The 24,383-nt window shown below is 74.0% G+C and carries 22 protein-coding genes; 16 read left to right on the top strand and 6 right to left on the bottom strand.

The annotated features are described in order from the left end of the window. Positions 1 to 40 precede the first annotated feature (40 nt). Positions 41 to 1,402 carry an NAD(P)/FAD-dependent oxidoreductase gene (locus AC067A_RS33015; RefSeq protein WP_479246678.1) on the top strand — a complete coding sequence of 454 codons (1,362 nt, stop codon included), beginning with the start codon at positions 41 to 43 and terminating at the stop codon, positions 1,400 to 1,402. A gap of 1,032 nt (positions 1,403 to 2,434) precedes the next feature. Here AC067A_RS33015 and AC067A_RS33010 read toward each other — a convergent pair. Beyond that, entirely contained in the window at positions 2,435 to 3,910 is a 1,476-nt protein-coding gene (locus AC067A_RS33010; RefSeq protein ID WP_479246677.1) for a regulator, read from the bottom strand. Between the two features lie 288 nt (positions 3,911 to 4,198). On the opposite strand from AC067A_RS33010, the gene lipB reads away from it, so the two are divergent. From lipB to AC067A_RS32990, 4 genes are all read left to right on the top strand, one after another. Beyond that, positions 4,199 to 5,008: a lipoyl(octanoyl) transferase LipB gene (gene lipB / locus AC067A_RS33005; RefSeq protein WP_479246675.1), complete on the top strand. Its 810-nt coding sequence runs from the start codon at positions 4,199 to 4,201 to the stop codon at positions 5,006 to 5,008. Positions 5,009 to 5,122: 114 nt separating this feature from the next. Next, positions 5,123 to 6,091: a lipoyl synthase gene (lipA, locus tag AC067A_RS33000; RefSeq protein WP_479246673.1), complete on the top strand. Its 969-nt coding sequence runs from the start codon at positions 5,123 to 5,125 to the stop codon at positions 6,089 to 6,091. Between the two features lie 307 nt (positions 6,092 to 6,398). Then, positions 6,399 to 6,614: an SCO2195 family GlnR-regulated protein gene (locus tag AC067A_RS32995; protein WP_017238898.1), complete on the top strand. Its 216-nt coding sequence runs from the start codon at positions 6,399 to 6,401 to the stop codon at positions 6,612 to 6,614. A 10-nt stretch (positions 6,615 to 6,624) separates the two neighbouring features. Further along, the gene (locus tag AC067A_RS32990; protein ID WP_479246671.1) at positions 6,625 to 7,329 is read left to right on the top strand and encodes a DUF4191 domain-containing protein; all 705 of its coding nucleotides are present in this window, start codon (positions 6,625 to 6,627) and stop codon (positions 7,327 to 7,329) included. Between the two features lie 248 nt (positions 7,330 to 7,577). Here AC067A_RS32990 and AC067A_RS32985 read toward each other — a convergent pair whose 3' ends face one another. After that, positions 7,578 to 8,045 (bottom strand): RDD family protein, encoded by a 468-nt coding sequence (locus AC067A_RS32985; protein ID WP_479246669.1) that lies wholly within the window; start codon positions 8,043 to 8,045, stop codon positions 7,578 to 7,580. Between the two features lie 219 nt (positions 8,046 to 8,264). Between AC067A_RS32985 and glnA the strand changes: the two genes are divergently transcribed. The 3 genes from glnA to AC067A_RS32970 all read left to right on the top strand — a co-directional run bounded on the left by glnA (position 8,265) and on the right by AC067A_RS32970 (position 11,849). Next, positions 8,265 to 9,689, top strand: coding sequence for a type I glutamate--ammonia ligase (gene glnA, locus AC067A_RS32980; RefSeq protein ID WP_367825117.1), 1,425 nt, complete (start codon positions 8,265 to 8,267; stop codon positions 9,687 to 9,689). A gap of 235 nt (positions 9,690 to 9,924) precedes the next feature. Next, on the top strand, positions 9,925 to 10,659 hold the full coding sequence (locus AC067A_RS32975; protein ID WP_479246667.1) for a cyclodityrosine synthase: 735 nt from the start codon (positions 9,925 to 9,927) through the stop codon (positions 10,657 to 10,659). Further along, positions 10,656 to 11,849, top strand: coding sequence for a cytochrome P450 (locus AC067A_RS32970; RefSeq protein WP_479246665.1), 1,194 nt, complete (start codon positions 10,656 to 10,658; stop codon positions 11,847 to 11,849). Before AC067A_RS32975 ends, AC067A_RS32970 begins: the two co-directional genes overlap by 4 nt. Before the next feature lie 235 nt (positions 11,850 to 12,084). Here the strand turns inward: AC067A_RS32970 and AC067A_RS32965 are convergent, their stop codons facing one another. Further along, complete coding sequence (locus tag AC067A_RS32965; RefSeq protein WP_386249172.1) at positions 12,085 to 12,360, bottom strand: hypothetical protein; 276 nt, start codon at positions 12,358 to 12,360, stop codon at positions 12,085 to 12,087. Positions 12,361 to 12,509: 149 nt separating this feature from the next. Here AC067A_RS32965 and AC067A_RS32960 point away from each other — a divergent pair, with 149 nt between their 5' ends. Next, the gene (locus AC067A_RS32960; RefSeq protein ID WP_479246662.1) at positions 12,510 to 12,869 is read left to right on the top strand and encodes an ArsC/Spx/MgsR family protein; all 360 of its coding nucleotides are present in this window, start codon (positions 12,510 to 12,512) and stop codon (positions 12,867 to 12,869) included. A gap of 27 nt (positions 12,870 to 12,896) precedes the next feature. Next, positions 12,897 to 14,444, top strand: coding sequence for a MocR-like pyridoxine biosynthesis transcription factor PdxR (gene pdxR / locus AC067A_RS32955; protein ID WP_479246660.1), 1,548 nt, complete (start codon positions 12,897 to 12,899; stop codon positions 14,442 to 14,444). 249 nt (positions 14,445 to 14,693) lie between these two features. Here the strand turns inward: pdxR and AC067A_RS32950 are convergent, their stop codons facing one another. Continuing rightward, the gene (locus AC067A_RS32950; RefSeq protein ID WP_479246658.1) at positions 14,694 to 15,602 is read right to left on the bottom strand and encodes a Gfo/Idh/MocA family protein; all 909 of its coding nucleotides are present in this window, start codon (positions 15,600 to 15,602) and stop codon (positions 14,694 to 14,696) included. A gap of 388 nt (positions 15,603 to 15,990) precedes the next feature. On the opposite strand from AC067A_RS32950, the gene AC067A_RS32945 reads away from it, so the two are divergent. The 5 genes from AC067A_RS32945 (at position 15,991) to AC067A_RS32925 (ending at position 20,689) form a co-directional block, all read left to right on the top strand. After that, positions 15,991 to 17,400: a hypothetical protein gene (locus AC067A_RS32945; RefSeq protein WP_479246656.1), complete on the top strand. Its 1,410-nt coding sequence runs from the start codon at positions 15,991 to 15,993 to the stop codon at positions 17,398 to 17,400. Further along, a complete protein-coding gene (locus tag AC067A_RS32940; RefSeq protein WP_479246655.1) occupies positions 17,397 to 18,548 on the top strand; it encodes an ARPP-2 domain-containing protein in 1,152 nt (383 codons plus the stop codon). Before AC067A_RS32945 ends, AC067A_RS32940 begins: the two co-directional genes overlap by 4 nt. A 156-nt stretch (positions 18,549 to 18,704) precedes the next feature. Beyond that, positions 18,705 to 19,736 (top strand): glutamine synthetase, encoded by a 1,032-nt coding sequence (gene glnII / locus AC067A_RS32935; protein ID WP_479246653.1) that lies wholly within the window; start codon positions 18,705 to 18,707, stop codon positions 19,734 to 19,736. A 162-nt stretch (positions 19,737 to 19,898) separates the two neighbouring features. After that, positions 19,899 to 20,021: a hypothetical protein gene (locus AC067A_RS32930; protein WP_479246652.1), complete on the top strand. Its 123-nt coding sequence runs from the start codon at positions 19,899 to 19,901 to the stop codon at positions 20,019 to 20,021. A 104-nt stretch (positions 20,022 to 20,125) separates the two neighbouring features. Next, positions 20,126 to 20,689: a winged helix-turn-helix domain-containing protein gene (locus AC067A_RS32925; RefSeq protein ID WP_479246651.1), complete on the top strand. Its 564-nt coding sequence runs from the start codon at positions 20,126 to 20,128 to the stop codon at positions 20,687 to 20,689. Here the strand turns inward: AC067A_RS32925 and AC067A_RS32920 are convergent, their stop codons facing one another. Further along, the gene (locus tag AC067A_RS32920; protein WP_479246649.1) at positions 20,690 to 22,123 is read right to left on the bottom strand and encodes a PepSY-associated TM helix domain-containing protein; all 1,434 of its coding nucleotides are present in this window, start codon (positions 22,121 to 22,123) and stop codon (positions 20,690 to 20,692) included. Between the two features lie 50 nt (positions 22,124 to 22,173). Continuing rightward, positions 22,174 to 22,998: a hypothetical protein gene (locus AC067A_RS32915; protein ID WP_479246647.1), complete on the bottom strand. Its 825-nt coding sequence runs from the start codon at positions 22,996 to 22,998 to the stop codon at positions 22,174 to 22,176. A 129-nt stretch (positions 22,999 to 23,127) separates the two neighbouring features. Between AC067A_RS32915 and AC067A_RS32910 the strand changes: the two genes are divergently transcribed. Next, complete coding sequence (locus AC067A_RS32910) at positions 23,128 to 24,132, top strand: NAD-dependent epimerase/dehydratase family protein (RefSeq protein ID WP_479246645.1); 1,005 nt, start codon at positions 23,128 to 23,130, stop codon at positions 24,130 to 24,132. Positions 24,133 to 24,383: the final 251 nt, after the last annotated feature.

The raw sequence follows: 24,383 nt of genomic DNA, 5'->3' as shown, positions 1-24,383 counted from the left end.
ATAGGCCTCCCACCGTCCGCGCCGACCTGGGGAGGGGCACGTGCTCAGCAGCACAGACAGCGCAAGGACCGCACAGCGTACGGACGTCGTGGAGACCGTCGACGTCGTGATCGTGGGAGCCGGCATCGCGGGGCTCGCGGCCGCCCACCGGCTGACCGGCGCCGGACTCTCCGTCGCCGTCCTGGAGGCGGAGCCGCGGATCGGGGGCCGGCTGGCGACCGACGACGTCGACGGCTTCCTGCTGGACCGCGTGGGCCCCCTGCTCACCCTGTCGTACGAGCAACTGCGGGCGATGCCGGGGCTCGAAGGCCTCGCGCTCCGCCCCTTCGGCCCCGGGGTGCTCGTGCACACCGACGGCCGGTACGCGCGATGGGGCGCACCGCACCCCCGGCGGACCCCCGCCGGGGTACGGACCGGAGGCCACCGGAGCGTGGGGGGAGCGTTCAGCGTGGCGCGCGCCCTCGCGAGCGCCCCCCGGCATCCGGCCGCCTCGCTCGACCAGGCGCGGCTCGGCGCCTCCCTCGTCCGGCTCGCCGCGACCCCGACGCAGCGGCTGCTCGCCCGCCCGGACCGGACCGCCCGGGAGGCGCTGACCGCGCGGCTGCCCGCCCGGACCGTCCAGGGAGTGCTGCGGCCCCTGCTCGCGGCGCTCCTCGCGGACCCGGACCTCGGCACGTCGAGCCGCCAGGCGGACCTCGCGCTCCGCGCCTTCGCCCGGGGCCGGCTCTCCGCGCCCGAGGGCGGTTCGGCGGCGCTCCCGGAGCGGCTCGCCGCCGCGCTGCCGCCCGGGACCGTCCGAACCGGCGTCCGGGTCACCGAGGCGTCCGTCTCCCGGGTCACGACGGCGGACCACGGCGTGTTCGGCTGCCGCTCCATGATCCTCGCCACCGGTGCCCGGTCGGCCGCCGAGCTGCTGCCCGGCCTGCGGACGCCCGCCTTCCACCCGGTCACGGTCCTGCACCACACCGCGCCGTCGGCGCCCACCGCGGACCCGACCCTGATCCTCGAATCCGACCCGGGCGGGCCCGTCGCCCACACCGCCGTGATGAGCGCGGTCGACCCGAGCCGCGCCCCCGCCGGGCGGGCCCTCGTCACCTCGACGGTGCTCGGTACGCCGCCGGACGACACCGAGCGGCGCGTCCGCAAGCACCTCGCCACGTTGTACGGCACGTCCACCGACGAGTGGGAGCTCCTCGCCCTCCACCACACCCCCCACGCCGTCCCCGCCATGCCACCGCCGCACGACACCGGCCGCTCCGTCCGCCTCCTCGCCGGCCTCTACGTCTGCGGCGACCACCGCTCCTCCGGGACCGTCCGCGGCGCCCTCTCCTCCGCCCACCGCGCCGCCGACGCCCTCCTCACCGACCTCGGCCTCCCCCTCCACACCCCCCGAGCCGCCTGACCCCCCGGGTGCCCCGCCCCGGGCCATGGGCGGCACCCGGCCCCCTCGCGTCCCGGGCCGTGGGCGGGCACCCACCCGCCCCCGGGTCGTAGGCGGCACCCGCCTCTCGCGTCCCGGATCGTGGGCCCGCGCGCACCCCCGCGCTCCGGGTCGTGGGCCCGCGCGCCCTGGGTCGTGGGTCGTGGGCCCGCGCGCACCCCCGCGCCCTGGGGCGTGGCGGGCACCCACCCGCCCCGGGCGGCGGGCGGCACTCCCGCCCCGGGTCGTGGCGAGCACCCCTACCCGCCCCCGGCCCGTGGGCGGCATCCGCGCCCCTGCGCCCCCGGGGTTGTGGGCCGCGCCCACCCTGCGCCCCCGGGTTGTGGGCCGTGCCCACCCTGCGCCCCGGGGTTGTGGGCCGCACCCACCCTGCGCCCCCGGGTTGTGGACGGCATCTTCCCCGTGCCCCCGGGGTTGTGGGCAGGCGTTCCGCGGGGCGGAACGGGTGGGCACAACCCCACGACGGCGCCGCACCTCCGGCGCACCGCTCAGGCACGGAAAACCTGGGCCCGGCAAAGGGCGCCGTCCCGTGTGCCCACCCGTCCCGCCCAGCGGGACGATTGCCCACACGGCAGGTGGATGGGTGGTGGACGCAAGCGCCCACGCAGAGCGGGGCGGGCGGCGGGCCCACACGGGCGGGCGCAGGCCCACACGGCGGGCGGGGCGGGCGCAGGCCCACGCAGAGCGGGGGCGCGGGCACCGGACCCGCGGGGCGGCACAGCCGCCCGGCTGGACGCGGGCGCCGGACCCGCGGGGCGGCACGGCCGCCCGGCGGAACGCGAGCCCACGCGGGCGGGGGCGCAGGCCCACACGGGCGGGCAGGCGCGGGCTCGTGGGGCGGCACGCCCACACGGCGGGTGCGTGGCGGGCGCGGGCCCACCCGGGCCGGGGCGGGCGCGGGTCCATACGGTGGCGCGCGGGCACCGGCCGCACGCGGTGCAGGACCCGGGCGCGGGCGCCGGGCGGGGGGGCGGAGGGGCCGGACGGCGGGCGTCAGCCCAGGGCGGCTACGCGGTCGCGGTAGGTGCGGGCGGGGGCGGCGTCCCGGTAGGGCTCAAGGCGGCGCTCGAAGTCGCGGACGTACTCGACGGCACGGGCGGACCGCATCTCGGAGGCCTGCTGCGCCGCCTCGGCGCCCAGCGCGCAGGCCTGGTCGAGTTCGCCGAGGGCGAGCCGGGAGGTGGCGAGGACGACCCGGCAGAAGAGGCGGCTGCGGGCGAAGCCGGGGGCGCGGAGCTGGAGGGCGCGTTCGGCGTGCTGCGCGGCGGGCCGGTACTGCTGGAGGTCGCGGTGGCAGTGGCCGAGTTCGTCGGCGAGCTGGGCCTCGTCGAACATCCGGGCCCAGTAGGGGACCTCGTCGCCGGGCCGGGCCGCTTCGAGGGCGCGTTCGGCCCGGACGAGGGAGGCGCTGCACGCGCGGGCCTCGCCGAGGACGGCGTGTCCCCGCGCCTCGATGGCGTGCAGCATCGCCTGGACGACGGGGGGCGCGGCGGGACCGACGCCCTGCTGGGCGACCCGGGCGAGCTGCACGGCCTCGCGTCCGTGGCCGAGGTAGACGGCCTGGCAGCTCATGGTGAGGAGCACGTACGAGCCGTAGGCCCGGTCACCGGCCGCCTGGGCGAGGCGCAGCGCCTGGACGAAGTAGCGCTGGGCGAGGCCGTGGGCGGCGATGTCGTACGACGTCCAGCCGGCGAGCCGGGTGAGGTCGGCGGCGGCGGCGAAGAGGCGGCGGCCGACGGACTCGCCGTAGGTGCCGCGCAGCATCGGCTCGGCCTCGTGCTCCAGGTAGCGGACGAGCGCCTGGCGGGCGTGGCCGCCGCCGTAGGCGTGGTCGAGGGTGCGGAAGAGTTCGGCGACGGAGCGGAGCGCGGCGATGTCGCCGCTGGAGACCCGCTGGCCCGGCCCCCGGTCCGTACCGCGCTGGCGGGGTACGGAGAAGCGGCCCTGGGGCGGGACGCGGAGGTCGTGCGGCGGCGGGCCGGCGGGGGGCCGGGGGGCGGCCGGGGCGGGTTCCCCGCGGGCCACCCGGTCGTCGGCGCGGCCGATCAGCCAGTCGCGGCTGGGGACGACGAGGCCCGCCGGGGTGAAGGCGATCTTGCGGAGTTCGGCGTGGCTGCCGGAGTCCTTGCGCCACAGGCCGCTGACGATGTCGACGGCCTCTTCGGGGGTGGCGGCGAACTCCAGGCCCGCGTAGACGGGTGCGCAGGCGTCGAGGCCGAGGTCCTGGGCGGAGAGCCGGCGGCCGAGGCGGCGGGTGAAGACCTCGGCGATGAGGGCGGGGGTGGTGCCGCGCGGCTGCTGTCCGCGGAGCCAGCGGGTCACGGAGGTCTTGTCGTACCGCAGGTCGAGGCCGTGTTCGAGACCGAGCTGGTCGACCCGTCTGGCGAGGCCCGCGTTGGAGAACCCGGCTTCGGCGATGAGCGCGGCGAGCTGGCGGTTCGGGATGCGCTGCGGTGGTCGTTCCGTCATCAGCTGTGCGGTCTCCTGCCTTCCGGGTCCGGGCGGCAGCCCCGTCGGACCCTCATGGAACGGCGTGAATTTAGCGGTCTCCAAGGCCCGTACCGCCACCTTCGCCCCACATTCATCCGATCGTGTGAGGATTGACGGCATCGCTGACGTAGGTGGCCCCGGTCACCTGCCGGAGGGGTGTCCGCGTCGCCGCCGTACAGTGGCAGGGGCGCGAATGACGCATGGTGCCGTTCCGGCCCGGGATGATCCCCGGTCCCCGGACCACGGCACCCAGGAGGAGGCATGGCCGTGAGTGAGCTGCGATTCGTCCGTCTCGGGTTCGGCGCGGAGGCCGTCGACTACCAGGTGGCCTGGGACCGGCAGCGCGAGGTGCACGCCGCGCGGTTCGCCGACGAGATCGACGACACCTGCCTGCTCCTGGAGCACCCGCCCGTCTACACGGCCGGCCGGCGCACGGCGGAGAACGAGCGCCCCCTGGACGGGACGCCGGTGGTGGACGTGGACCGCGGCGGCAAGATCACCTGGCACGGCCCCGGCCAGCTCGTCGGCTACCCGATCATGAAGCTGCCCCGCCCGGTCGACGTCGTCGCGCACGTCCGCCGCCTGGAGGAGGCCCTGATCCGCACGGCCGCCGAGTTCGGCGTGGAGACGACGCGGGTCGAGGGGCGCAGCGGCGTCTGGGTCCTCGGCGACCCGGTCGAGCAGCGGCCGTCGTTCGGCGGGCTCTCCCTCGACTTCGACCCGCGGCTGACGGACGAGGAGTTCGACCCGCGCCTGAACGGCCCCGAGTACGCCCCGTCCAACGCCGGCCAGCGCCGCGAGGACCGCAAGCTCGCCGCCATCGGCATCCGGGTGGCCAAGGGCGTCACGATGCACGGCTTCTCGTTCAACGTGAACCCCGACAACGCCTGGTTCGACCGGATCATCCCGTGCGGCATCCGCGACGCGGGCGTGACCTCGCTCGCCAACGAGCTGGGCCGTGACATCACGATCGAGGAGGTGCTCCCGGTCGTGGAGCGCCACCTGCGGGAGGTCCTGGAGCACGCGGAGCTGAAGCCCCGCGAGATCGAGCGTCCGGTGGAACCGGCCTCGGCCTGAGGACCACCGGAAGGAATGCAGGGCCCTGGCCAGAGGTTGGCCAGACGTAGTAAGGCATGGGAACCAACGGCGTACCCTGGTGTGCGCCGAAGAATCGAAGCTACAGGAGCCGATGTGTCCGCAGTCGCCCCCGACGGACGCAAGATGCTGCGCCTGGAGGTCCGGAACGCCCAGACCCCCATCGAGCGCAAGCCCGAGTGGATCAAGACCCGCGCGAAGATGGGTCCGGAGTACACGAAGATGCAGGGCCTCGTGAAGAGCGAGGGCCTGCACACGGTCTGCCAGGAGGCGGGCTGTCCCAACATCTTCGAGTGCTGGGAGGACCGCGAGGCCACCTTCCTCATCGGCGGTGACCAGTGCACCCGGCGCTGCGACTTCTGCCAGATCGACACCGGCAAGCCCGAGGCGCTGGACCGTGACGAGCCGCGCCGGGTGGGCGAGTCGGTCGTCACGATGGACCTGAACTACGCCACCATCACCGGCGTCGCGCGCGACGACCTGGAGGACGGCGGCGCCTGGCTGTACGCGGAGACCGTGCGCCAGATCCACCAGCAGACGGCGGAGCGCGCCGAGGGCCGCACCAAGGTCGAGCTGCTCGCCCCCGACTTCAACGCGGTGCCGGAGCTCCTGGCGGAGGTCTTCGACTCCCGTCCCGAGGTCTTCGCGCACAACGTCGAGACGGTGCCGCGGATCTTCAAGCGGATCCGTCCCGGCTTCCGCTACGAGCGCTCCCTGGACGTCATCACCCAGGCCCGCGACTACGGTCTGGTCACGAAGTCGAACCTCATCCTCGGCATGGGCGAGACCCGCGAGGAGGTCAGCGAGGCGCTCCGGCAGCTGCACGACGCGGGGTGCGAGCTCATCACGATCACCCAGTACCTGCGTCCCTCCGTCCGGCACCACCCCGTGGAGCGCTGGGTGAAGCCGCAGGAGTTCGTGGAGCTGAAGGACGAGGCCGACCAGATCGGCTTCTCCGGCGTGATGTCGGGCCCGCTGGTCCGCTCCTCGTACCGCGCCGGACGCCTCTTCCAGCAGGCGATCGAGAAGCGCGGCGCGGTCGACAACGCCACGCAGGCCGTCTGAGGTCCCGGCCCGGCTCCTCCGGTGCCGCCCGGGGCTTCCGAGCCCCGTGTGAATCCGAGCACAAGTAGTTACCGGCCAGTAGTGGCCAAATCCGGTGCGGCCCGTACGGCCCCGCAGCTCAGCGGGGGCGTACGGGCCGCATCGGCGTTCTCCCGGTGACCCGACTGGCCGCATCAACGTTTCACCAGTGTTTGACCACCGGGTCACGCCCTGGTAACACCGATCTGTGAGCCTGGATTCACTCACCGCCACCACCCCCTCGCATCCCCCCACCTCGTCTCACCCGCCATCGAGAGAGGACCCCGACATGCCGGCCGCATCGACGCACGTCCGCGTCACCGCGATCCCGTCCGTCACCGACGCCCTGAAGGCCGTGGAGGCCCTGCTCCTGGGCGCCGGACAGCGCACCGCCCGGCGCAACGCCTGGAACTCCGTCCTGGAGGACCGCCGCCGCGCCAAGGACCGGGTCGAGGCCCAGCATGTGATGGAGGCCGCGTCGGGCCGCACCTCCCGGGCCACGTAAACTTCAGGACATGGCGAGGAAGGCAAACACGGGCAGCGCTGACGCTGCGACTCCAGGGCGACTGAAGCAGATCGCCCTCACGTACCAGATGACCCGGAAGGCCGACCCCAAGGTCGGTCTGGTCGTCGCGGGCGTGGGCATCGTCGTACTCGGTGTCCTCCTCGGGATCGGCTTCCTCATCGGTCATCCGGTCTATCTGGGCATCCTGGGCTTCGTCCTGGCGCTCCTGGCGGCGGCCATCGTGTTCGGACGGCGCGCCGAGCGCGCCGCCTTCGGACAGATGGAAGGCCAGCCGGGCGCTGCCGCGGCGGTGCTCCAGAACGTCGGACGCGGCTGGACCACCACCCCCGCGGTCGCGATGAACCGCAGTCAGGACGTCGTGCACCGCGCGGTCGGCCGGGCGGGCATCGTGCTGGTCGCCGAGGGCAACCCGAACCGGGTCAAGACCCTGCTGGCGGCCGAGAAGAAGCGGATGAGCCGCGTCGTGGTGGACGTGCCGGTGCACGACATCATCGTCGGCGACGGCGAGGGCCAGGTGCCCCTCAAGAAGGTCCGCACGACCATGCTCAAGATGCCCCGCGTGCTCACCGGCCCCCAGGTGACCGTCGCCAACGACCGGCTGCGGGCGATGGGCGACCTGATGAGCAACATGCCGCTGCCCAAGGGCCCGATGCCGAAGGGCATGCGGATGCCGCGCGGCGGAAAGACGCGCTGACACCACGATCCCTACGAGGAAGGCCCCGGACCGCTTGGTCCGGGGCCTTCCTCGTAGGCGTGACGGGGGCTTCCTCGCGGGCGGGGCGGGGGCTTCCCCGTCGATGGGGCGGGGGCTTCCCCGTGGGTGTGCGACGGAGGCTTCCCCGCCGGTGTGCGGCAGGGACTTCCCCGTGGAGTGACGGGGAAGGAGGCTTCCTCGGCGGTGTGACGGGGAAGGCTCCCTCGGGGGCCCGACGGGGGGATGGTTCAGATACGGACCTGGACGGCGCCGGAGAGGCGGTCGTGGAGGCCGCGGCCGTCGCGGTCCCAGATGAGGGCCGGGAGGGCGAGGCAGACGAGGAGGGACCGGACCGCCACGCGCCCCAGTCCCAGCCGGCCGCCGCTCGCGGAGACGACCCGCAGGCCGAAGAGGCGCTTGCCGGGCGTCGAGCCGACCGTGCCGACCGTGAGCACGCTCAGCACGAGGAGGATGCCGAGGGCCCAGTTGCCCGTCGCCTGGCTGTAGCCGTCGGTGACGAGGCCGTATGCGATCAGCATGCAGAGGGCCCAGTCGACGGCCAGGGCGCCGAGCCGCCGCCCGGGGCGGGCGATCGAGCCGGGGCCCTCCTCCGGCAGCCCCAGCTGCTGACCGCGGTAGCCGAAGTCGACGCCTGCGTCCTCGGCCGCCGCGCGCGGGCCGGAGAGCCAAGATCCGAGTGCTTGCCTGTTGTCCACCCGCCCACGGTACTGCGCCCGTTTTCGATCACTTCCGCCCGGGTACGCGTACGACTCCGGCACGCGCACCGGCACCCACCCCGGTTAACTTCGACGAAACAAATGGGTCATGCTTGAGAAATCCCGGCTGCCTATGGTCGGGTCCAGCGTGTGCCACCGCACTGGCCGCACGACAGCTGCAACCCCGCCCCTCCCCGGGCCGGGAGTAGGAGGAGTTGGATGTCCGAGAAGCACGGGTTCCAGAACGCCGACGAGGTCCAGAAGTTCATCAAGGACAACGACGTCAAGATGGTCGACGTCCGGTTCTGCGACCTTCCGGGCGTGATGCAGCACTTCACGATCCCCGCGACGGCCTTCGACCCGTCCGAGGAGCTCGCCTTCGACGGCTCGTCCATCCGCGGCTTCCAGGCGATCCACGAGTCCGACATGGCGCTCCGCGCCGACCTGTCGACGGCCCGCGTGGACCCCTTCCGCCGCGACAAGACGCTGAACATCAACTTCTTCATCCACGACCCGATCACGGGCGAGCAGTACAGCCGTGACCCGCGCAACATCGCGAAGAAGGCCGAGGCGTACCTCGCCTCCACCGGCATCGCCGACACCGCCTACTTCGGCCCCGAGGCGGAGTTCTACGTCTTCGACTCGGTGCGCTTCGAGACCTCCGCGAACCAGGGCTTCTACCACATCGACTCCGAGGCCGGCGCCTGGAACACCGGTGCGGAGGAGAACAACCGCGGCTACAAGGTCCGCTACAAGGGCGGCTACTTCCCGGCCCCGCCGGTCGACCACTTCGCCGACCTGCGCTCCGAGATCTCCCTGGAGCTGGAGAACGTCGGCCTCCAGGTCGAGCGCCAGCACCACGAGGTCGGCACCGCCGGCCAGGCGGAGATCAACTACAAGTTCAACACGCTGCTCGCCGCGGCCGACGACCTGATGCTCTTCAAGTACATCGTGAAGAACGTCGCCTGGCGCAACAACAAGACCGCGACCTTCATGCCGAAGCCGATCTTCGGCGACAACGGCTCGGGCATGCACGTCCACCAGTCGCTGTGGTCGAACGGCGACCCGCTGTTCTACGACGAGACCGGCTACGCGGGCCTCTCGGACACCGCCCGCTACTACATCGGCGGCATCCTCAAGCACGCCCCGTCGCTGCTCGCCTTCACCAACCCGACGGTGAACTCGTACCACCGCCTGGTCCCGGGCTTCGAGGCCCCGGTCAACATGGTGTACTCGCAGCGCAACCGCTCCGCCGCCATGCGCATCCCGATCACCGGCTCGAACCCGAAGGCCAAGCGCGTCGAGTTCCGCGCGCCGGACCCGTCCTCGAACCCGTACCTCGCCTTCTCGGCGCTGCTCCTCGCGGGCCTCGACGGCATCAAGAACAAGATCGAGCCCGCGGAGCCGATCGACAAGGACCTGTACGAGCTCGCTCCCGAGGAGCACGCCAACGTCCAGCAGGTCCCGACCAACCTGGAGGCCGTCCTCCACGCCCTCGAGGACGACAACGAGTACCTCCAGGCCGGCGGTGTCTTCACCTCCGACCTCATCGAGACCTGGATCGACTACAAGCGCACCCACGAGATCGCCCCGATCCAGCTGCGCCCGCACCCGCACGAGTTCGAGCTCTACTTCGACCTCTAAGCCGTACCGCGCGAGCGAGGTTCTCCCGAGGCCCGTCGTCCCCTTCGAGGGGGCGGCGGGCCTCGCCGTTTCCGGCCAAGATCACAGGAGTGCGAACAGGTGACGAACTCTCGACCGTACCTGCGAGTAGGGGGTTCACTCTGCGCAACCGGCCGATAGCGTGTCGTCGTCGCTGCCGCCACACCCGGAGCACAAGGCTCCGCTGGGACTAGCTGGCGCGATGAGGACTGCCTACGTGACTCAGGCGGCTTTCGCCCCTGCGGAGACACTTCGACTGCAGCCGTACACCGATCACTGCCGCGTCATCGCCGACGAGGGCGCGCACGTGGTCATCGGCGTCTCCCCGGGAAACAGTTATTTCACCGCCCAGCGGCTGCGCGAGCTGACGCGCTGGGGCTTGGACCACTTCGATCAGGTCGATCTCGTCTACACCGATCTGCATGTCGCCGACATGTACGAGGCGCTGGGATACGGGGCCGACGAGGCGCGGCGCAAGGCCGTCAAGAACCTGCGGGGGGTGAGGGCGAAGGTCGGGGCGGCCGTGGCCGAGGCCGATCCCGCGGGGCTGCGGCTACGGGCCCGCGGGATGTCGGAGTTCGGCGACGTCCCGGCCTACCGCGAGCTGCACCGCACGGTGCTCGACGCGGTGGCGGCGGACCCGGTGGTACGGGAGACCTGCGACGCCCTGACCGGCATCTTCCTGGCCGGAAAGCTGGCGCCGGGACAGCGGACCGACGAGCGGCAGCGGGAGGTGTGCCGGGCGTACATCTGCGCCGAGGTGCCGCTCTTCCTGGACACCCCCGCGATCCTCGGCGTGCCGTCCTCGCTCAACTGCTACCACCAGGCACTGCCGCTGGCCGATCTGCTGTACGGGCGGGGGTCCGGACTCCGGGCCTCGCGCAACCAGGGCCACGGCATCCTGACGCCCGCCGAGAACACCGCGACCACCGTCGAAGGAGCCGCGCCATGAGCGTCGCCGTCAAGATTCCGCCGGCCTTCCCCTTCGACTGGGACGGGACCCGGCTGCCCGCCGAGATCGACGCGCTGCGCGCCGAACCGGTCCGCAAGGTCCGCACCATCGCCGGGGCCGAGGCCTGGCTGGTCTCCTCGTACGAGCTGTGCCGACAGGTCCTGGAGGACCCCAGGTTCAGCCTCAAGGACACCTCGGCGCCGGGAGCGCCCCGCCAGTACGCGCTGACGATCCCGCCACACGTGGTGAACAACATGGGCAACATCACCGGGGCCGGGCTGCGCAAGGCCGTCATGAAGGCGATCAACCCGAAGGCGCCCGGCCTGGAGGAGTGGCTGCGTGCGCGGGCCGCGGGCCTGGTGGACGCGCTGGTCACCGAGGGGGCGCCCGCGGAGCTGCGGGGCGCCTACGCCGATCCGTACTCGGCCGGGCTGCACTGCCGGATGCTGGGCATCCCGGAGGAGGACGGGCCGCGGCTGATGCGCAGCCTGGACGTGGCCTTCATGAACGCACCGCGCGAGATCGAGGCGGCCCGGCTCCACTGGGACCGCGACATCGCCTACATGACCGAGCGCCTGGACGATCCGGCGACGGGCGGGCTGATGGCGGAGCTCGCGGCGCTGCGCGAGGATCCCGAATACGCGCATCTGACGGACGAGATGCTGGCGACGGTGGGCGTGACCCTGTTCGGAGCCGGGGTGATCTCCACCGCCGGTTTCCTGACGATGGCGCTGGTGTCGGTGCTGACCCGGCCGGACGTGCGTGAGGCGCTGACCGCCGGCGGCGCGCCGGGGGTCGCCGGAGCCATGGACGAACTGCTGCGGGTGAACCTGTCGATCGGTGACGGGCTGCCGCGGCTCGCCCTGGAGGACGTGCGGCTCGGCGAGGTCGAGGTGCGGGCCGGCGAACTCGTCCTGGTGCTCGTGGAGGCAGCCAACCACGACCCGGAGCGCTTCCCCGACCCGCTGGCCTTCCGGCCGGACCGGGAGAACGCCGCCGAGCACCTCTCCTTCGGCGGCGGACGGCACTACTGCCCGGCGACGGCGCTCGGCAAGCGGCACGCCGAGATCGCCCTGGAGACGCTCCTCGACCGGCTGCCGCAGCTGCGGCTCGCGGTGCCGGTCGAGCAGCTGGTGTGGCGCACCAACTTCATGAAGCGGCTCCCCGAACGGCTGCCGGTGGCCTGGTAGCGGGCGGGATCCGGCGGCGGGGGGGGCCCCCCCCCCCCCGGCCCCCCCCCCCCCCCCCCCCCCCCCCCGGGCGGGGCGGGCGGGCCCCCAAGGCCCGGGGGGTGGGGGGGGGGGGGGGGGTGGCGTAGTGGCGCGCGCCGCCGGCCCCCCCCCCCCCCCGGCGCCGGGGGGCGGGCCCGGGGGGGGGGGGGGGGGGGGGGGGGCCCGGGCGGGGCGGGCCCGCGCCCCTCCGGGGTCAGCGGCCGTAGCGGATGAGGGCGCGGACCATGCGGCAGGTGGTGTCGGAGGGCGGGTGGATGCCGATGCTCTCGGCGGTGGTGCGTATGGTCGTGTCGGTGGCCTTCGACGGGAGGTAGACGCCCGCGTCGAGCAGGGCGATGGCGAGGCGCATGGCCTTGAGTCGCCGGTTGTGCGTGACGTACCACTCGCGGGGGCGGCCCGCGGGAAGGGGCTTCCGCTGGAGGGGCTTCCAGGGTTCGATGGACGGCGTGCGGATCACGGCGAGAGCCATGGGCTACCTCCTGGCGAACGGCGGGATGGGGGCCCTCCCCGGGACCCTCACCTTCACCCCCTATTTTAGAGACCCCCACTGACAATCGCCCCTGGCCAGATGGGGTTTAGGGGGTGGTGGAGGGAGGCGTGGGGGGTACCGTGTGGGGCATGGAGATCTGGATCAATCCCGCCTGTTCCAAGTGCCGCAGCGCCCTCACCCTGCTCGACGCGGAAGGCGCCGACTACACCGTCCGGCGCTATCTCGAGGACGTGCCGAAGCCCGAGGAGATCCGGGCGGTCCTCGAACGGCTCGGCCTCGAACCGTGGGACATCACGCGGACCCAGGAGGCCGTCGCCAAGGAGCTCGGCGTGAAGGAATGGCCCCGTGACGCGGCGAACCGGGAGCGGTGGATCGAGGCGCTGTCCGCGCACCCCAAGCTGATCCAGCGGCCCATCATCACCGCCGAGGACGGCACGGCCGTCGTCGGCCGCACCGAAGAGGCCGTGCGGGACGCGCTGTCCCGCTGAGACGGATCCCCACGGAGCCACGACGTCGTGCTCGGCAACGATCTGCATCTGGACCTCACCTCCGGCGGGAGCCGGCGCGCCGCGCTCATCAGGGCGCTCCGCGAGGCCGTCCAGGACGGGCGGCTGGCCCCCGGGACACTGCTCCCGCCGTACCGTTCCCTCGCCGCCGACCTCGGCATCGCCCGCAACACCGTCGCAGACGCCTACGCCGAGCTCGTCGCCGAGGGCTGGCTCACCGCCCGCCAGGGCTCCGGCACACGGGTGGCGGAGGGAGTCGCCGAGGCCTGGCTCACCGCCCGCCGGGACGGCTCCGGGACGCCCGTGAGCGGTGCGGCCGGCGCCGGAGCGGCCGGCGAGGCCGCGTGGTCGTCGGCGGCTGTCGGCGAGGCCGCGTCGGCAGCGGTCGGAGGGGTCGCGTCGGCAGCCGGCGGAGACGTCGCGTCGGCGTCGGCAGCCGGCGGAGACGTCGCGTCGGCGGTCGCGTACGACCTGGTGCAGGGCAAGCCCGACCCCGGTGCCTTTCCGCGTGGAGCGTGGCTGGAGGCGGCGCGGCGGGCGTGGTCGGAGGCGCCGCACGAGGCGTTCGGGATCGGTGATCCGCGCGGGCGGGTGGAGCTGCGGAGGGCCCTCTCGGCCTATCTGGCCCGGGTGCGAGGGGTACGGACCTGCCCCGAGCGGATCGTGATCTGTTCGGGGGCCGCGCACGCGCTGCGGTTGCTCGCGCGGGTCGTGGGGCCCGCGGGGCCGTGGGCCGTCGAGGCGTACGGGCTGCCGTTCCACCGGGCGCTCCTCGCCGAGGCCGGGGTGGGCACGCTGCCCGTGCCGGTCGACGAGAAGGGGGCGCGGGTCGGGGAGATCCCGGCCGGGGCCGGCGCGGTGCTGCTCACGCCCGCCCATCAGTTCCCCACCGGCGGCCCGCTCGACCCGGAGCGGCGGTCCGGAGCCCTGGCATGGGCGCGGCGTACCGGCGGGCTCGTCGTGGAGGACGACTACGACGGCGAGTTCCGCTACGACCGGCGGCCGGTGGGCGCCGTCCAGGGCCTCGACCCCGAGCGGACCGTCCTCCTCGGCTCCGTCAGCAAGAGCCTCTCGCCCGCGCTGCGGATCGGCTGGATGTGCCTGCCCGCGTCGCTCGTGGACGGCGTCGTCGCGGCGAAGGGCGAACGCGAGCCGTACGCCTCCGCCACCGAGCAGCTCACCCTCGCCGCCTTCCTCGACTCCGGCGCCTACGACCGGCACGTCCGCCGCATGCGCCGGCGTCACCGGCAGCGCCGCGACCGGCTGGTGACCGCACTCGCCGAACGGGCACCCACCGTACGGGTCACGGGCATCGCCGCCGGGCTGCACGCCGTCCTCGGACTTCCCGCCGGCACCGAGACCGCCGCGCTCGCCGCGGCGGCCCGCCACGGGGTCGCCGTCGAGGGCCTGACCGCCTACCGCCACCCCCACGCCCCGGACCCCGCCCACCCGGACGGCCTGGTCGTCGGCTACGCCACCCCGCCGGAACGCCTCTACGGCGCGGCCCTGGACGCCCTGTGCTCGGCGCTGGCGGAGGCGGTCGGCGCTCGGGGGTGACGCGTCGGACCGGTGGGATCACGAGAGACCTGGGAGGGACGGGGCCGGAAGGGACGGGGTCGAGAAGCCGGGCCGACGCCGGGCCGAGACTCAATCCCCCGGTCCGGCCGGACAGGCGCGGGCGCGCGGCGCGCCGGTCCGGCCGGTCGGCAGCGGCAGCGGCAACGGCAACGGCAACGGCAACGGCAACGGCAACGGCAACGGGCCGGACGAGCGGGTGCGCTGTACGGGTGCGCTGTAGGGGCGCGGTCAGGGGCCGTCGGCGGAACGGCGCTCCGCCTCGGTCAGGATCTCGGTCAGCCGGAGGCCGAAGCGGGCGTCGCAGGGGTGCGGTTCGCCGGTGCGGGCCGCGGTGACGAGGGCGTCGACGGCGGCGCGGAAGGCGTCCAGCGCACCGTCCCAGCGGGGCAGTTCGGCGCGGCCCCCGGTGCCGTACAGGGTGAGGGCCGCCTCCGCCGCCTCCGGCGGGGCGCTGAGGGTGAGCGTGGCGGTGCTGCTCGCGCCCGACGCGTGCCGCAGGACCAGGTGGTGGGTGTCGCCCGGACCCGGCACGGCCGTTATCTCCGTGACGTCGCCGAGGATCGGCAGGTAGACCGAGAGGACGTGCGGGCCGACGTCCCAGAGGCCGCCCTTCTCCCGCCGCCAGGGGGAGGCCGCGTAGGCGCTCGCGGAGCCGGGGCCGTAGAGCGAGCCCAGCCAGTGCGCCTCGCCCAGGAACCAGCCGCCGTCCGCCGCCCGCTCCTCGACCCAGCGGGCCGTCGGCTCCGCGAACCGCAGCGTGCAGAAGACCACCGAGGCGACACCGGCCGCCTCGACCGCGTCGGTCACCGCGCGGGCCCCGGCCACCGTCGTGGCGACCGGCTTGTCCAGGAGCACGTGGCAGCCGGCCTCCGCGGCCCGTACCGCCAGCGGCGCCTGGACGTCCGGCGGGAGCGCCAGGGCGACGGCGTCGCACTCCTCGAAGAGCGCGTCCACGTCGTCGTACGCCCGGGTGCCCGACGCCGCGGCGAGCTCCGCCGCCGCCTCGGGCCGTCTCCCCCACACCCCGCCGAACTCGACGCCCGTGTGTCCGGCCAGCGCGGGCGCGTGCGTCCGGGCCGCCCAGGGGCCGGTGCCGAGGAGTCCGATACGGGGCTTCGCGCCCAGCTTCTTCGCCATGCCCCCAGTCTGCCGGGCGCCACCGACAACCGGACGGCGCCCCCTCAGGACCCGGCCGGTGCCCCGTACGACCAGGCCGGAATCCCGTACGGCCGAAGCCCGGACCCCGTACAGCCGAAGTCCGGACCCCGTACGACCGGGCCGCGCCCCGCACGACCGACGGCCACGCCCCGCACGACCCGGCCCCGCCCCACACGGCCGACGACCGAACCCCGTACGACCCGGTCGCCCCTCGTCGAAATCCGATGGCAGCCCTCCCCCACCCCGGTGTTAGCGTTCCTCCGCCGGCCGCGGGACTCCGGTGCGACTTCCGAACTTGCCTCTGAAGCAACGTCTTCGCTGTTCGCGCCCTCATTCCCCGGCCGGCGTCCATCAGAGGGGGAGCGCCGTGTCCGAGCTCGTCGCCGCCGAGGACGTCCTGCTCTTCGTGAACGCCGCCGTGACGGCGACGGGGCAGCGGGAGTTCCGTTCGACCGCCGGGGAGCAGCGGTTCTCGCTGGGATTCCTCCACGAGTACGTGCGGGTCAACTACCGGTCCGTGTACGCGGCCGCGCTGGCCCTGGACGTGAACGACCACAACGCCGCGCTGATCGTCGAAGGGCTGCTGCGCACCGCCGGAGAGGCGGGCGGGGCGGAGGAGAAGCGGGCGGAGGGCAGGCTGATCGCGGCGCGGTTGGCGTCGCTGCCTCCGCAGCGGGTCTACCGGTTGTTCCGCGCGCTGCGGGCGGCCGGGGTGAACAACCGGCGCACGCGCGCGATCGTGCGCGGGTGGCTCGCGTCCCGACCCGATCCGGCGCTGGACGCGGTGAAGTACCGCGCCGGGGTGAAGGCCGCCGTGCGACACGTCCACGGCCGGCCCGTCGACCCCGAGACCGGCGACTTCCTGTTCTCGCCGGGCCGTCGCGTGCGGTACGGGAACGCCTTGCTGGACGCGTACCGCCGGGCGCACCACGAGCAGTCCGCGGTGTACGAGCTGCCGTTCACGGTCGCCGAGGGGTTCGCGGCCCGGCACGGGGTGCCGCGTGCGGTGTTCCTGGAACGGATCGCGCCCCGGATGACCCGTCTCGAACGGCTCAGGACGGAGCGGGCGTCGGGCGCGGGGGCCGATCTGGCCGTGATGCCGCTGACCCGGCTCGCGCTGTACGTGCTCGCCCTGCCGTTCGGCGAGCGGGCCGAGCGCCGGGCGGAGCTCACGCGTGCGCTGCGCGCCTCGGCGCGGCGGGCGGCGGGGCCGTACGCCGGGAGCTGGGGGCGGGTGGCGGCGGTGCTCGACGACAGTTTCTCCTCGTCCGGCTCGGCGGTGAAGCGGCGCCGGCCGCTGGCCGTCGCGCTGGGCTGCCACTTCCTCCTGGAGGCCCTCGCGGCGCCGGGGGCACACACGGCGCTCTGGACCTCGGGCGGGGACGATCCGCTGCTGGTCAGGCCGTACGGGCCGACGCCGCTGGGGGCTCGGATCCTGGATGGCCTGGAGGCGGGACCGGAGCGCCTGGTGATCGTCTCGGACGGCTGGGACAACGCGCCGCCGGGACTCGCGGGCGAGGTCCTGCGGGTCTGGCGCTCGCGGCTCGACCCGGGGCGTGGGACGAGCGTCGTCCACCTCAACCCCGTATACGACGCGGACGGCTTCGACGTGCGCCGGCTCGCGCCGAGCGTGCCGACGGCCGGGATCCGGGACGCGGAGGACCTGGCGGCGCTGGTGGAGATCGCGCAGTTCGCCGAGGGACGGACCGGTCTCACGGAGCTGCGGGCGTATCTGGACCGGCGGGTGGAGCACTTCCTGACGGAGGCGGGGGCATGACCACGATCGATCTGACCGGCCTCGGCGTTCGTCCCGCGCAGGTGTGGGGCGGGGTGCGGCTCGTGCCGCTGGTGCGGGACGAGCCGGTGGCGGGGCTGCGGCTGGGCCGGGAGGTGTACGAGGGGTGGGGCGAGACCTCCGTCGACCTCGGCGACCGGACCTCGTACACCTCGTACATCCCGCACGGCTTCGTCGCCGACTGGACGGCGACGGGCGCCGAGCAGGCGGCGTACGGGACCCGGCTGGGCGGCGAGGGGGCGCCGCCGGGGGTGGCCGTGCGCCGCCCGCAGCGGATGGCCAAGCGTCGCCGGGGCGAGCGGAGGCTGCGGTTCCTGCCCCTGCACCTCTCGCTCGAGGGGTATCTCGCGCTGCACTTCGGCGGGCCCTCCGTGGTCTGGGACGACTGGTCGCGGCAGGCCCTGAGGCGCGGTCTCTCGCCGCGCGCCGAGGCGGCGTACGCGGGATGGTCGGTGCCGGGCCTCGCCGAGGCACTGCGGATCTTCGAGCTCCACCCCGGGCAGTGCGGCCTGCTCCTGTACGTGGCCGACGCACTGGCCGCGGCCTTCGTGGTGCCCCACCCCGACGACTACCGCCTGCTGCACCCGACGCTGGTGGAGGACCTGTACGGGGAGCTGGTGCACCAGTACGCGCACTACGGCGCGCCCGTGCCCGAGTTCACGGCGCGGATCCGGGACGGGGCTGGCGGCATCCGCACCCTCGCGGACCTGCGGGCGGCGGCGCGGCAGCAGGAGCGGGCCTGGGCGGAGGCGCACGACGGGCTGATGGCGCGGGACCTCCTGGAGACGCCGTACGCGTTCGAGCGGGTGTACCGGACGGGGTCCTTCGCCCTGTACCGGTTCCTGCCGCCGTTCCTGCGGGGCGGGCAGGAGCAGCACATCGGCGAGCTGATCACCGACCACAAGGGCCGCACGGCCTACCTGAAGAGCTTCCGGCTGTCCGAGAACCAGATCCGCAAGGGCTACCTGCTGCGGCGGCTCGCCGACGCCGACTGGCACCTCGGGCGGACCGCGGAGGCGCTCGGCACCTCGTACGAGGAGGTCGTGCGGCGGATCCGGGCGGCGGGGCTCGGCTCGCTGCTGGACGCGCACGTGGTCGCACAGCGGATCCGGGAAAATCAGGAAAGCTGAGTAACACGGGGTTCACAAACGGGCAACCGACGGGAAATCCCGTGTTGCGAAGCTGCGGTCGAACACAAACAGCGCAGTCAGCGCAGACACCGCAGCTTCTCGCAGTGCCGCGAGCCGCGACGGAACCCCGCAGCAGCACGCCAAAGGATGAGACCCGTGACCTTCAAGGCTGAGTACATCTGGATCGACGGCACCGAGCCGACCGCGAAGCTTCGTTCCAAGACGAAGATCATCGCCGGTGAGGGCCTCGCGCTCGACGAGCTGCCGATCTGGGGTTTCGACGGTTCCAGCACGAACCAGGCCGAGGGCCACGCGTCGGACCGCGTCCTCAAGCCGGTCTTCGTCTGCCCGGACCCGATCCGCGGCGGCAACGACATCCTGGTGCTGTGCGAGGTCCTCAACACGGACATGACGCCGCACTCCTCCAACACCCGTGCCGCGCTGGCCGAGGTCGCCGGGAAGTACGCCTCCCAGGAGCCGATCTTCGGCATCGAGCAGGAGTACACCTTCTTCGAGGGAACCCGCCCGCTCGGCTTCCCGGTCAACGGCTTCCCGGCCCCGCAGGGCGGCTACTACTGCGGCGTCGGCGTGGACGAGATCCACGGCCGCCCGATCGTCGAGGCGCACCTCGAGAACTGCCTCAAGGCCGGTCTCGGCATCTCCGGCATCAACGCCGAGGTCATGCCCGGCCAGTGGGAGTTCCAGGTCGGCCCGCTCGCCCCGCTCGAGGTCTCCGACCAGCTGTGGGTGGCCCGCTGGCTGCTGTACCGCACCGCCGAGGACTTCAACGTCGCCGCGACCCTCGACCCGAAGCCGGTCAAGGGCGACTGGAACGGCGCCGGCGCGCACACCAACTTCTCCACCAAGGCGATGCGCGAGGGCTACGACGCCATCATCACCGCCTGCGAGTCCCTCGGCGAGGGCTCGAAGCCGCTGGACCACGTCAAGAACTACGGCGCCGGCATCGACGAGCGCCTCACCGGCCTCCACGAGACCGCCCCGTGGGACGAGTACTCCTACGGCGTCTCCGACCGCGGCGCCTCGGTCCGCATCCCGTGGCAGGTCGAGCAGGACCAGAAGGGCTACATCGAGGACCGCCGCCCGAACGCCAACGTCGACCCCTACGTCGTCACCCGCCTCATCGTGGACACCTGCTGCGAGGCCCTCGCCAAGGCCGGCCAGGTCTGATCCACGCCTGATCAGCACCTGATCGGCACCTGACCAAGCACTCCGGAAGGGGCGCCCACCGTTCCACACGGTGGGCGCCCCTTCCGTCATGTGGGACAGATGACACGGTGTTCGACTGCCGAAAGGCTCGTCGGAGACATTCCCTTCTGGTTCAATAGGGATATGGCCATCATGAAGAACGACACCGCGACGGGTCGTCACGACCTCGAGCCGTTCTGGCCGTCCCGGCAGCATGACGACTTCGACCGGGTGTGTTGCCGCGCGATGAACGCGTCGGCCCTCTAAAGCCCTGATCGGTACGGTCCGATCCACGGCCTTCGGCCCGCGCGCATGACGACTGACGTACGACGCCTGTCCGTCCCTTCTCGCGCGAAAGAGCTGAGTTCTCCATGGTGCACACCCAGATCGCTTCCGCCGCTTCTTCTCTGACCGCCGTGCGGCCCGGTCGTCATCGACTGCGGGCCGTCGATCCGAACGAGGTCGTCGACCTGGCGCAGGTGGCGAGTTTCCTGCCGCCGGGGGCGACGCTGCTGCCGGCGCCGCAGCACACGCTGCCGACGCTGCCGGGGCGGCCGCCGATGGTCGGGTACCTGGTGCTCGTACCGGCCGACCAGCAGGCGCAGTTGCCCGTGGCGCCGGTTCCCGCGCAGGCCGCCGGTGCGGCGGCGGAGGAGGGGCCGGTGAGCATCGACGACGTGCGGCGGATCGCCGTCGTGGACGGGCAGGCGCTGGACCTGACGTACCTGGAGTTCGAGCTGCTCGCGCACCTGGTGGCGCACCCTCACCGGGTGCACACCCGGGACCAGTTGGTCACGACGGTGTGGGGGTACGGGCACGTCGGCGACGGGCGCACGGTCGACGTGCACGTGGCGCGGCTGCGGCGGAAGCTGGGGGCCGAGCACCGCCACACGATCCAGACCGTGCGGCGGGTCGGCTACAAGTACACCCCCTGATCAGGCGGTTCGGCCCGGCCGGGCCCTCACCTTCGCCACCGCGGCGAGGGTGAGGTCCACCGCGAGGAAGAGCAGCAGGCTGAGGCCGAGCAGCGGGACGAACCAGCCGACGGCCGCCGTGGCCGCCGCGAGCGGCAGCAGCAGGGTCACCGGGACCTTCCGCCAGGCCCCGCGGGCCGCCGGGCGGCCCGGACGGCGCAGCCACCACATGCGGTAGCCCCAGAGGATCAGCAGGATGAGGGCGAGCGCGACGGCGGCGAGGGCCAGCTGGTTGAACAGGCCCAGGAAGACGCCCATGTGGGCGTCGATGCCGATGCGGGTGAGCTTCGCGAGGAGCGGGTAGTCGGCGAAGGCGAGGCGGTCGAGGACCGTGCCGTCCGCCGGGTTCACGGCCACCGAGTCCAGCTGGAGCGGGAACTGGGTGTCGGTCTCCTTGACCACGTACCCCTTGCCGTCGGTCGGCAGGACGACCGAGATCCGCGGGCTGTCGATGCCGGCCGCGCGAGCCGCCGCCACCGCCTTGTCGACTCCGGTGTCCGCGCCGGCGACGGGTGCCGCCGGCGTGTGGCCGGCGCCGTGGCCCTCGTGTCCGGTGGAGGCCCCGGCCGCGCCGTCGAGGGTGGCGCTGAGGGTGGGGGTGGCGCCGCCGAGTCCGTCCTGCACGGTGCCGATGTTCTCGCCGGCGTACCGCGACCAGGTCAGGCCCGTGGCGGAGAGCAGGACGAGGCCGGTGACCGCCCACAGGCCGACCGAGCCGTGCCAGGAGAGGGTGCGGCGGCGGGACTTCGGGCCCCGCTCGGGCAGGAGGAGGGCGCGGCGGTTCCGGCGCCGGCGGCCGAGCCAGAGCAGCAGGCCGCCGAGCGCGATCACCCACAGCCAGCTCGCGGCGAGCTCGCTGTAGTTGCGGCCGAACTCGCCCAGGTGCAGGTCCCGGTGGAGCTCGTCCAGCCAGGTGCGCAGCGGGAGGGCCCCGGAGCTGCCGTAGCTGGGGAGCTGCCCGCGCACCTCACCGGTGTACGGGTCGACGAAGACGGCGAGCGAGGCGCCTTCGGGGACGTCCGGGTCGGCCATCAGGACCCGGGTCGTCGCTCCGGGTTCGGCGCCGGGCCAGACGGCGGTGACGGTGCCGTTCGGGTTGGCCTCGCGTGCGGTGTCCACCTGCCGGGAGAGCGGCAGGGTGCTGTCGCCGACGGGGACTTCGAGCTCGTGCGCGTAGTACACCTTCTCGGCCTGGAAGGAGAGCGCGTAGAGCAGGCCGCTGACGGCCGCGACGAGGAGGAACGGGGCGACGAGGACGCCCGCGTAGAAGTGGAGGCGCAGCACGAGGGGGCGCAGGGCGCTCCAGGTGCCGCCGGGACGACGGGAGGTGGGGGCGGGTTCCGCCGGTGGTGCCTCGGGGGTGTCCGGGCGTACGGGATCGTCCGTGGTGGTCATGACGTGGCCGTCCTGGGAGTTCGGTGCGGACAGGGGAAAGGGACCCCCGGTCAGACGTGTGCTCCGAGGGCCGTGGCGCGGGGTGCGGGCAGCCGGGGCGGGCCGCGCCGGGACAGGGTGTGCGCGAGGACGACGACGTGGGGGCGGCGGGCGTTCCGGCGCCGGAGGCGGACCGGCCGGCGCGGGGCGTCGGGCACCTGCACGCGCGCGAACAGCGGGCGCAGCGGTGTGAAGGCGTACGCGAGGGCGGCTCGGGCGAGGGTGAAGAACGCGGCCTCGCCGTGGGCCAGCCAGAGGCCGCAGAGGAGCGCGGCGACGAGGTGGACGGCGAGCATGCCGGCGCCGGAGGCGGGGTGGGCGGTCGTGGACGCGGTGGCGGTGGCGGTCCCAGTGGCGGTCACGGCGGCGGCAGCGGCTGACGCCGTGTGATCGGCGGCCATGGCGGCCATGGCGTGGGCGTGTTCCAGGCCCGTCATCGCGTGCGCGTGCTCCAGGCCGCCCATCGCGTGGGCGTGCTCCAGCCCCGTCATCGCGTGCGCGTGCTCGGTACCGGGCATCGCGTGCGCGTCGGGCGTGCCGCCCGGTGGCGGGTTCGTGGTGCCGGGCGCGGTGTGGGCGTGGGCGCCGGTGGTGGAGAAGGTCAGGTGGAGGGCGCCCTGGAGGACGAGGAGGGCGCCCGCGACGGTCGGTGTGGTTCTGCGGCGGCCGGCGGCGGCCCAGGCGAGGGCGGTCGTCGCCGCGAAGGCGGCGAGCAGGGTGGAGGCCGGCAGGTGGTGCGCGGACATGGACGAATGCCCCACGGCGGCCAAGACCACGCACACCACCGCGAAGAGCGCGGCTCGCAGGGCGCGCAGGGGCGACCGGGCATCCGTCATCGCCCGTCATGGTGTCATCCCGGCCGGACGGCCGCACCGGCGCCCTCCGGCGCCGTTCCTCCCGTGGCGGAATCCTCCGGGAGCGGAACACCCTCGCGGGGGACGGCGCGGCCGGGCAGGCTTCGGATCATGAAACTGCTGATGCTCGGAGGTACGGAGTTCGTCGGCCGCGCGGTCGTCGAGGCGGCGCTCGGCCGGGGTTGGGAGGTGACGGTGTTCCATCGGGGCCGCCGTACGCCCCCGGCGGGAGCGGTGTCGCTTATCGGGGACCGGACCGCCCCCGACGGCCTCGCCGCGCTCGCGACCGGCTCGTGGGACGCCGTCGTGGACACCTGGTCGGCCGCGCCGTCGGCGGTACGGGACGCGGCCCGGCTGCTCGCGGACCGGGTCGGGAGGTACGCGTACGTGTCGAGCCGGTCCGTGTACGCGTGGCCCCCGGCCGCCGGGCTCGCGGAGGAAGGGCCGCTGGTGGAGGGTTCGGCGGACGACGGGGACGTGCCCTACGCGGAGGCCAAGCGGGGCGGCGAGCTCGCCGCCACGGCCGCCTTCGGACCGGAACGGACGCTGCTGGTCCGGGCGGGCCTGATCCTCGGTCCGTACGAGAACGTGGGCCGGCTCCCCTGGTGGCTGGGCCGGATCGCGCGTGGGGGCGAGGTCCTCGCCCCGGGGCCGCGCGACCTGCCGGTCCAGTACGTCGACGGCCGCGACCTGGCCGAATGGACGCTGGACGCGGTGGCGGCGGGGCTGTCGGGGCCGTACAACATCGTCTCGCCGGGCGGGCACGCGACCATGGGCGGACTCCTCGACGCCTGTGTGCGCGTCACCGGCTCGGACGCCGAACTGCGCTGGGCCGCGCCGGACGCGCTGCTCGCCGCCGGGGTGGCGCCCTGGACGGAGCTGCCCGTGTGGCTGCCGCCGGGCGAGATGCACGACGCGATGCACACCGCCGACGTCTCCCGGGCGGTCGCCACCGGGCTGCGCTGCCGGCCCGTGGCGGAGACCGTCGCCGACACCTGGGCCTGGCTGCGGTCCCTCGGCGGGGTCGCGCCCCAGCGCCCGGACCGGCCGCCGGTCGGCCTCTCCCCCGAACGGGAGGCGAAGGTCCTGGCCGAACTGGCCGCGTCCGGGGAGTGACCCCACCCGCCCGAAGGGACCCGGCCGGCCCGACCCTCTCGGACGGGGTCCGTACGGACGGGCCCGCTCGTACGGGCCCACTCGGACAGGCTCGCTCGGGCGAATCGCCCGGACGGACCCGCTCCGGCCCGACCCGCCCGGACGGGCTTGACCCACCCCGGCCCGACCCGCTCGGACGGACCCGACCCACCCCGACCCGACCCGCCCGGACGGACCCGCTCCGATCTGCCCGTAACAGGGCGATCCACTAC

This window comes from Streptomyces sp. NPDC043176, assembly GCF_056436715.1.
Note: the sequence above shows the minus strand (reverse complement) of the source record. Positions and strands in the feature narration are given on the sequence as shown.

Excerpts from the sequence above, each read along its gene's own strand:
- AC067A_RS33010 (WP_479246677.1), bottom strand. The coding sequence starts at position 3,910 with ATGACGGAACGACCACCGCAGCGCATCCCGAACCGCCAGCTCGCCGCG.
- AC067A_RS32930 (WP_479246652.1), top strand. The coding sequence starts at position 19,899 with ATGGCCATCATGAAGAACGACACCGCGACGGGTCGTCACGACCTCGAG.
- AC067A_RS32960 (WP_479246662.1), top strand. The coding sequence starts at position 12,510 with ATGGAGATCTGGATCAATCCCGCCTGTTCCAAGTGCCGCAGCGCCCTC.
- AC067A_RS32990 (WP_479246671.1), top strand. The coding sequence starts at position 6,625 with ATGGCGAGGAAGGCAAACACGGGCAGCGCTGACGCTGCGACTCCAGGG.
- AC067A_RS32920 (WP_479246649.1), bottom strand. The coding sequence starts at position 22,123 with ATGACCACCACGGACGATCCCGTACGCCCGGACACCCCCGAGGCACCA.
- AC067A_RS32970 (WP_479246665.1), top strand. The coding sequence starts at position 10,656 with ATGAGCGTCGCCGTCAAGATTCCGCCGGCCTTCCCCTTCGACTGGGAC.
- AC067A_RS32995 (WP_017238898.1), top strand. The coding sequence starts at position 6,399 with ATGCCGGCCGCATCGACGCACGTCCGCGTCACCGCGATCCCGTCCGTC.
- glnA (WP_367825117.1), top strand. The coding sequence starts at position 8,265 with ATGTCCGAGAAGCACGGGTTCCAGAACGCCGACGAGGTCCAGAAGTTC.
- AC067A_RS32925 (WP_479246651.1), top strand. The coding sequence starts at position 20,126 with ATGGTGCACACCCAGATCGCTTCCGCCGCTTCTTCTCTGACCGCCGTG.
- AC067A_RS32950 (WP_479246658.1), bottom strand. The coding sequence starts at position 15,602 with ATGGCGAAGAAGCTGGGCGCGAAGCCCCGTATCGGACTCCTCGGCACC.
- AC067A_RS32940 (WP_479246655.1), top strand. The coding sequence starts at position 17,397 with ATGACCACGATCGATCTGACCGGCCTCGGCGTTCGTCCCGCGCAGGTG.
- AC067A_RS32965 (WP_386249172.1), bottom strand. The coding sequence starts at position 12,360 with ATGGCTCTCGCCGTGATCCGCACGCCGTCCATCGAACCCTGGAAGCCC.
- AC067A_RS32910 (WP_479246645.1), top strand. The coding sequence starts at position 23,128 with ATGAAACTGCTGATGCTCGGAGGTACGGAGTTCGTCGGCCGCGCGGTC.
- AC067A_RS32915 (WP_479246647.1), bottom strand. The coding sequence starts at position 22,998 with ATGACGGATGCCCGGTCGCCCCTGCGCGCCCTGCGAGCCGCGCTCTTC.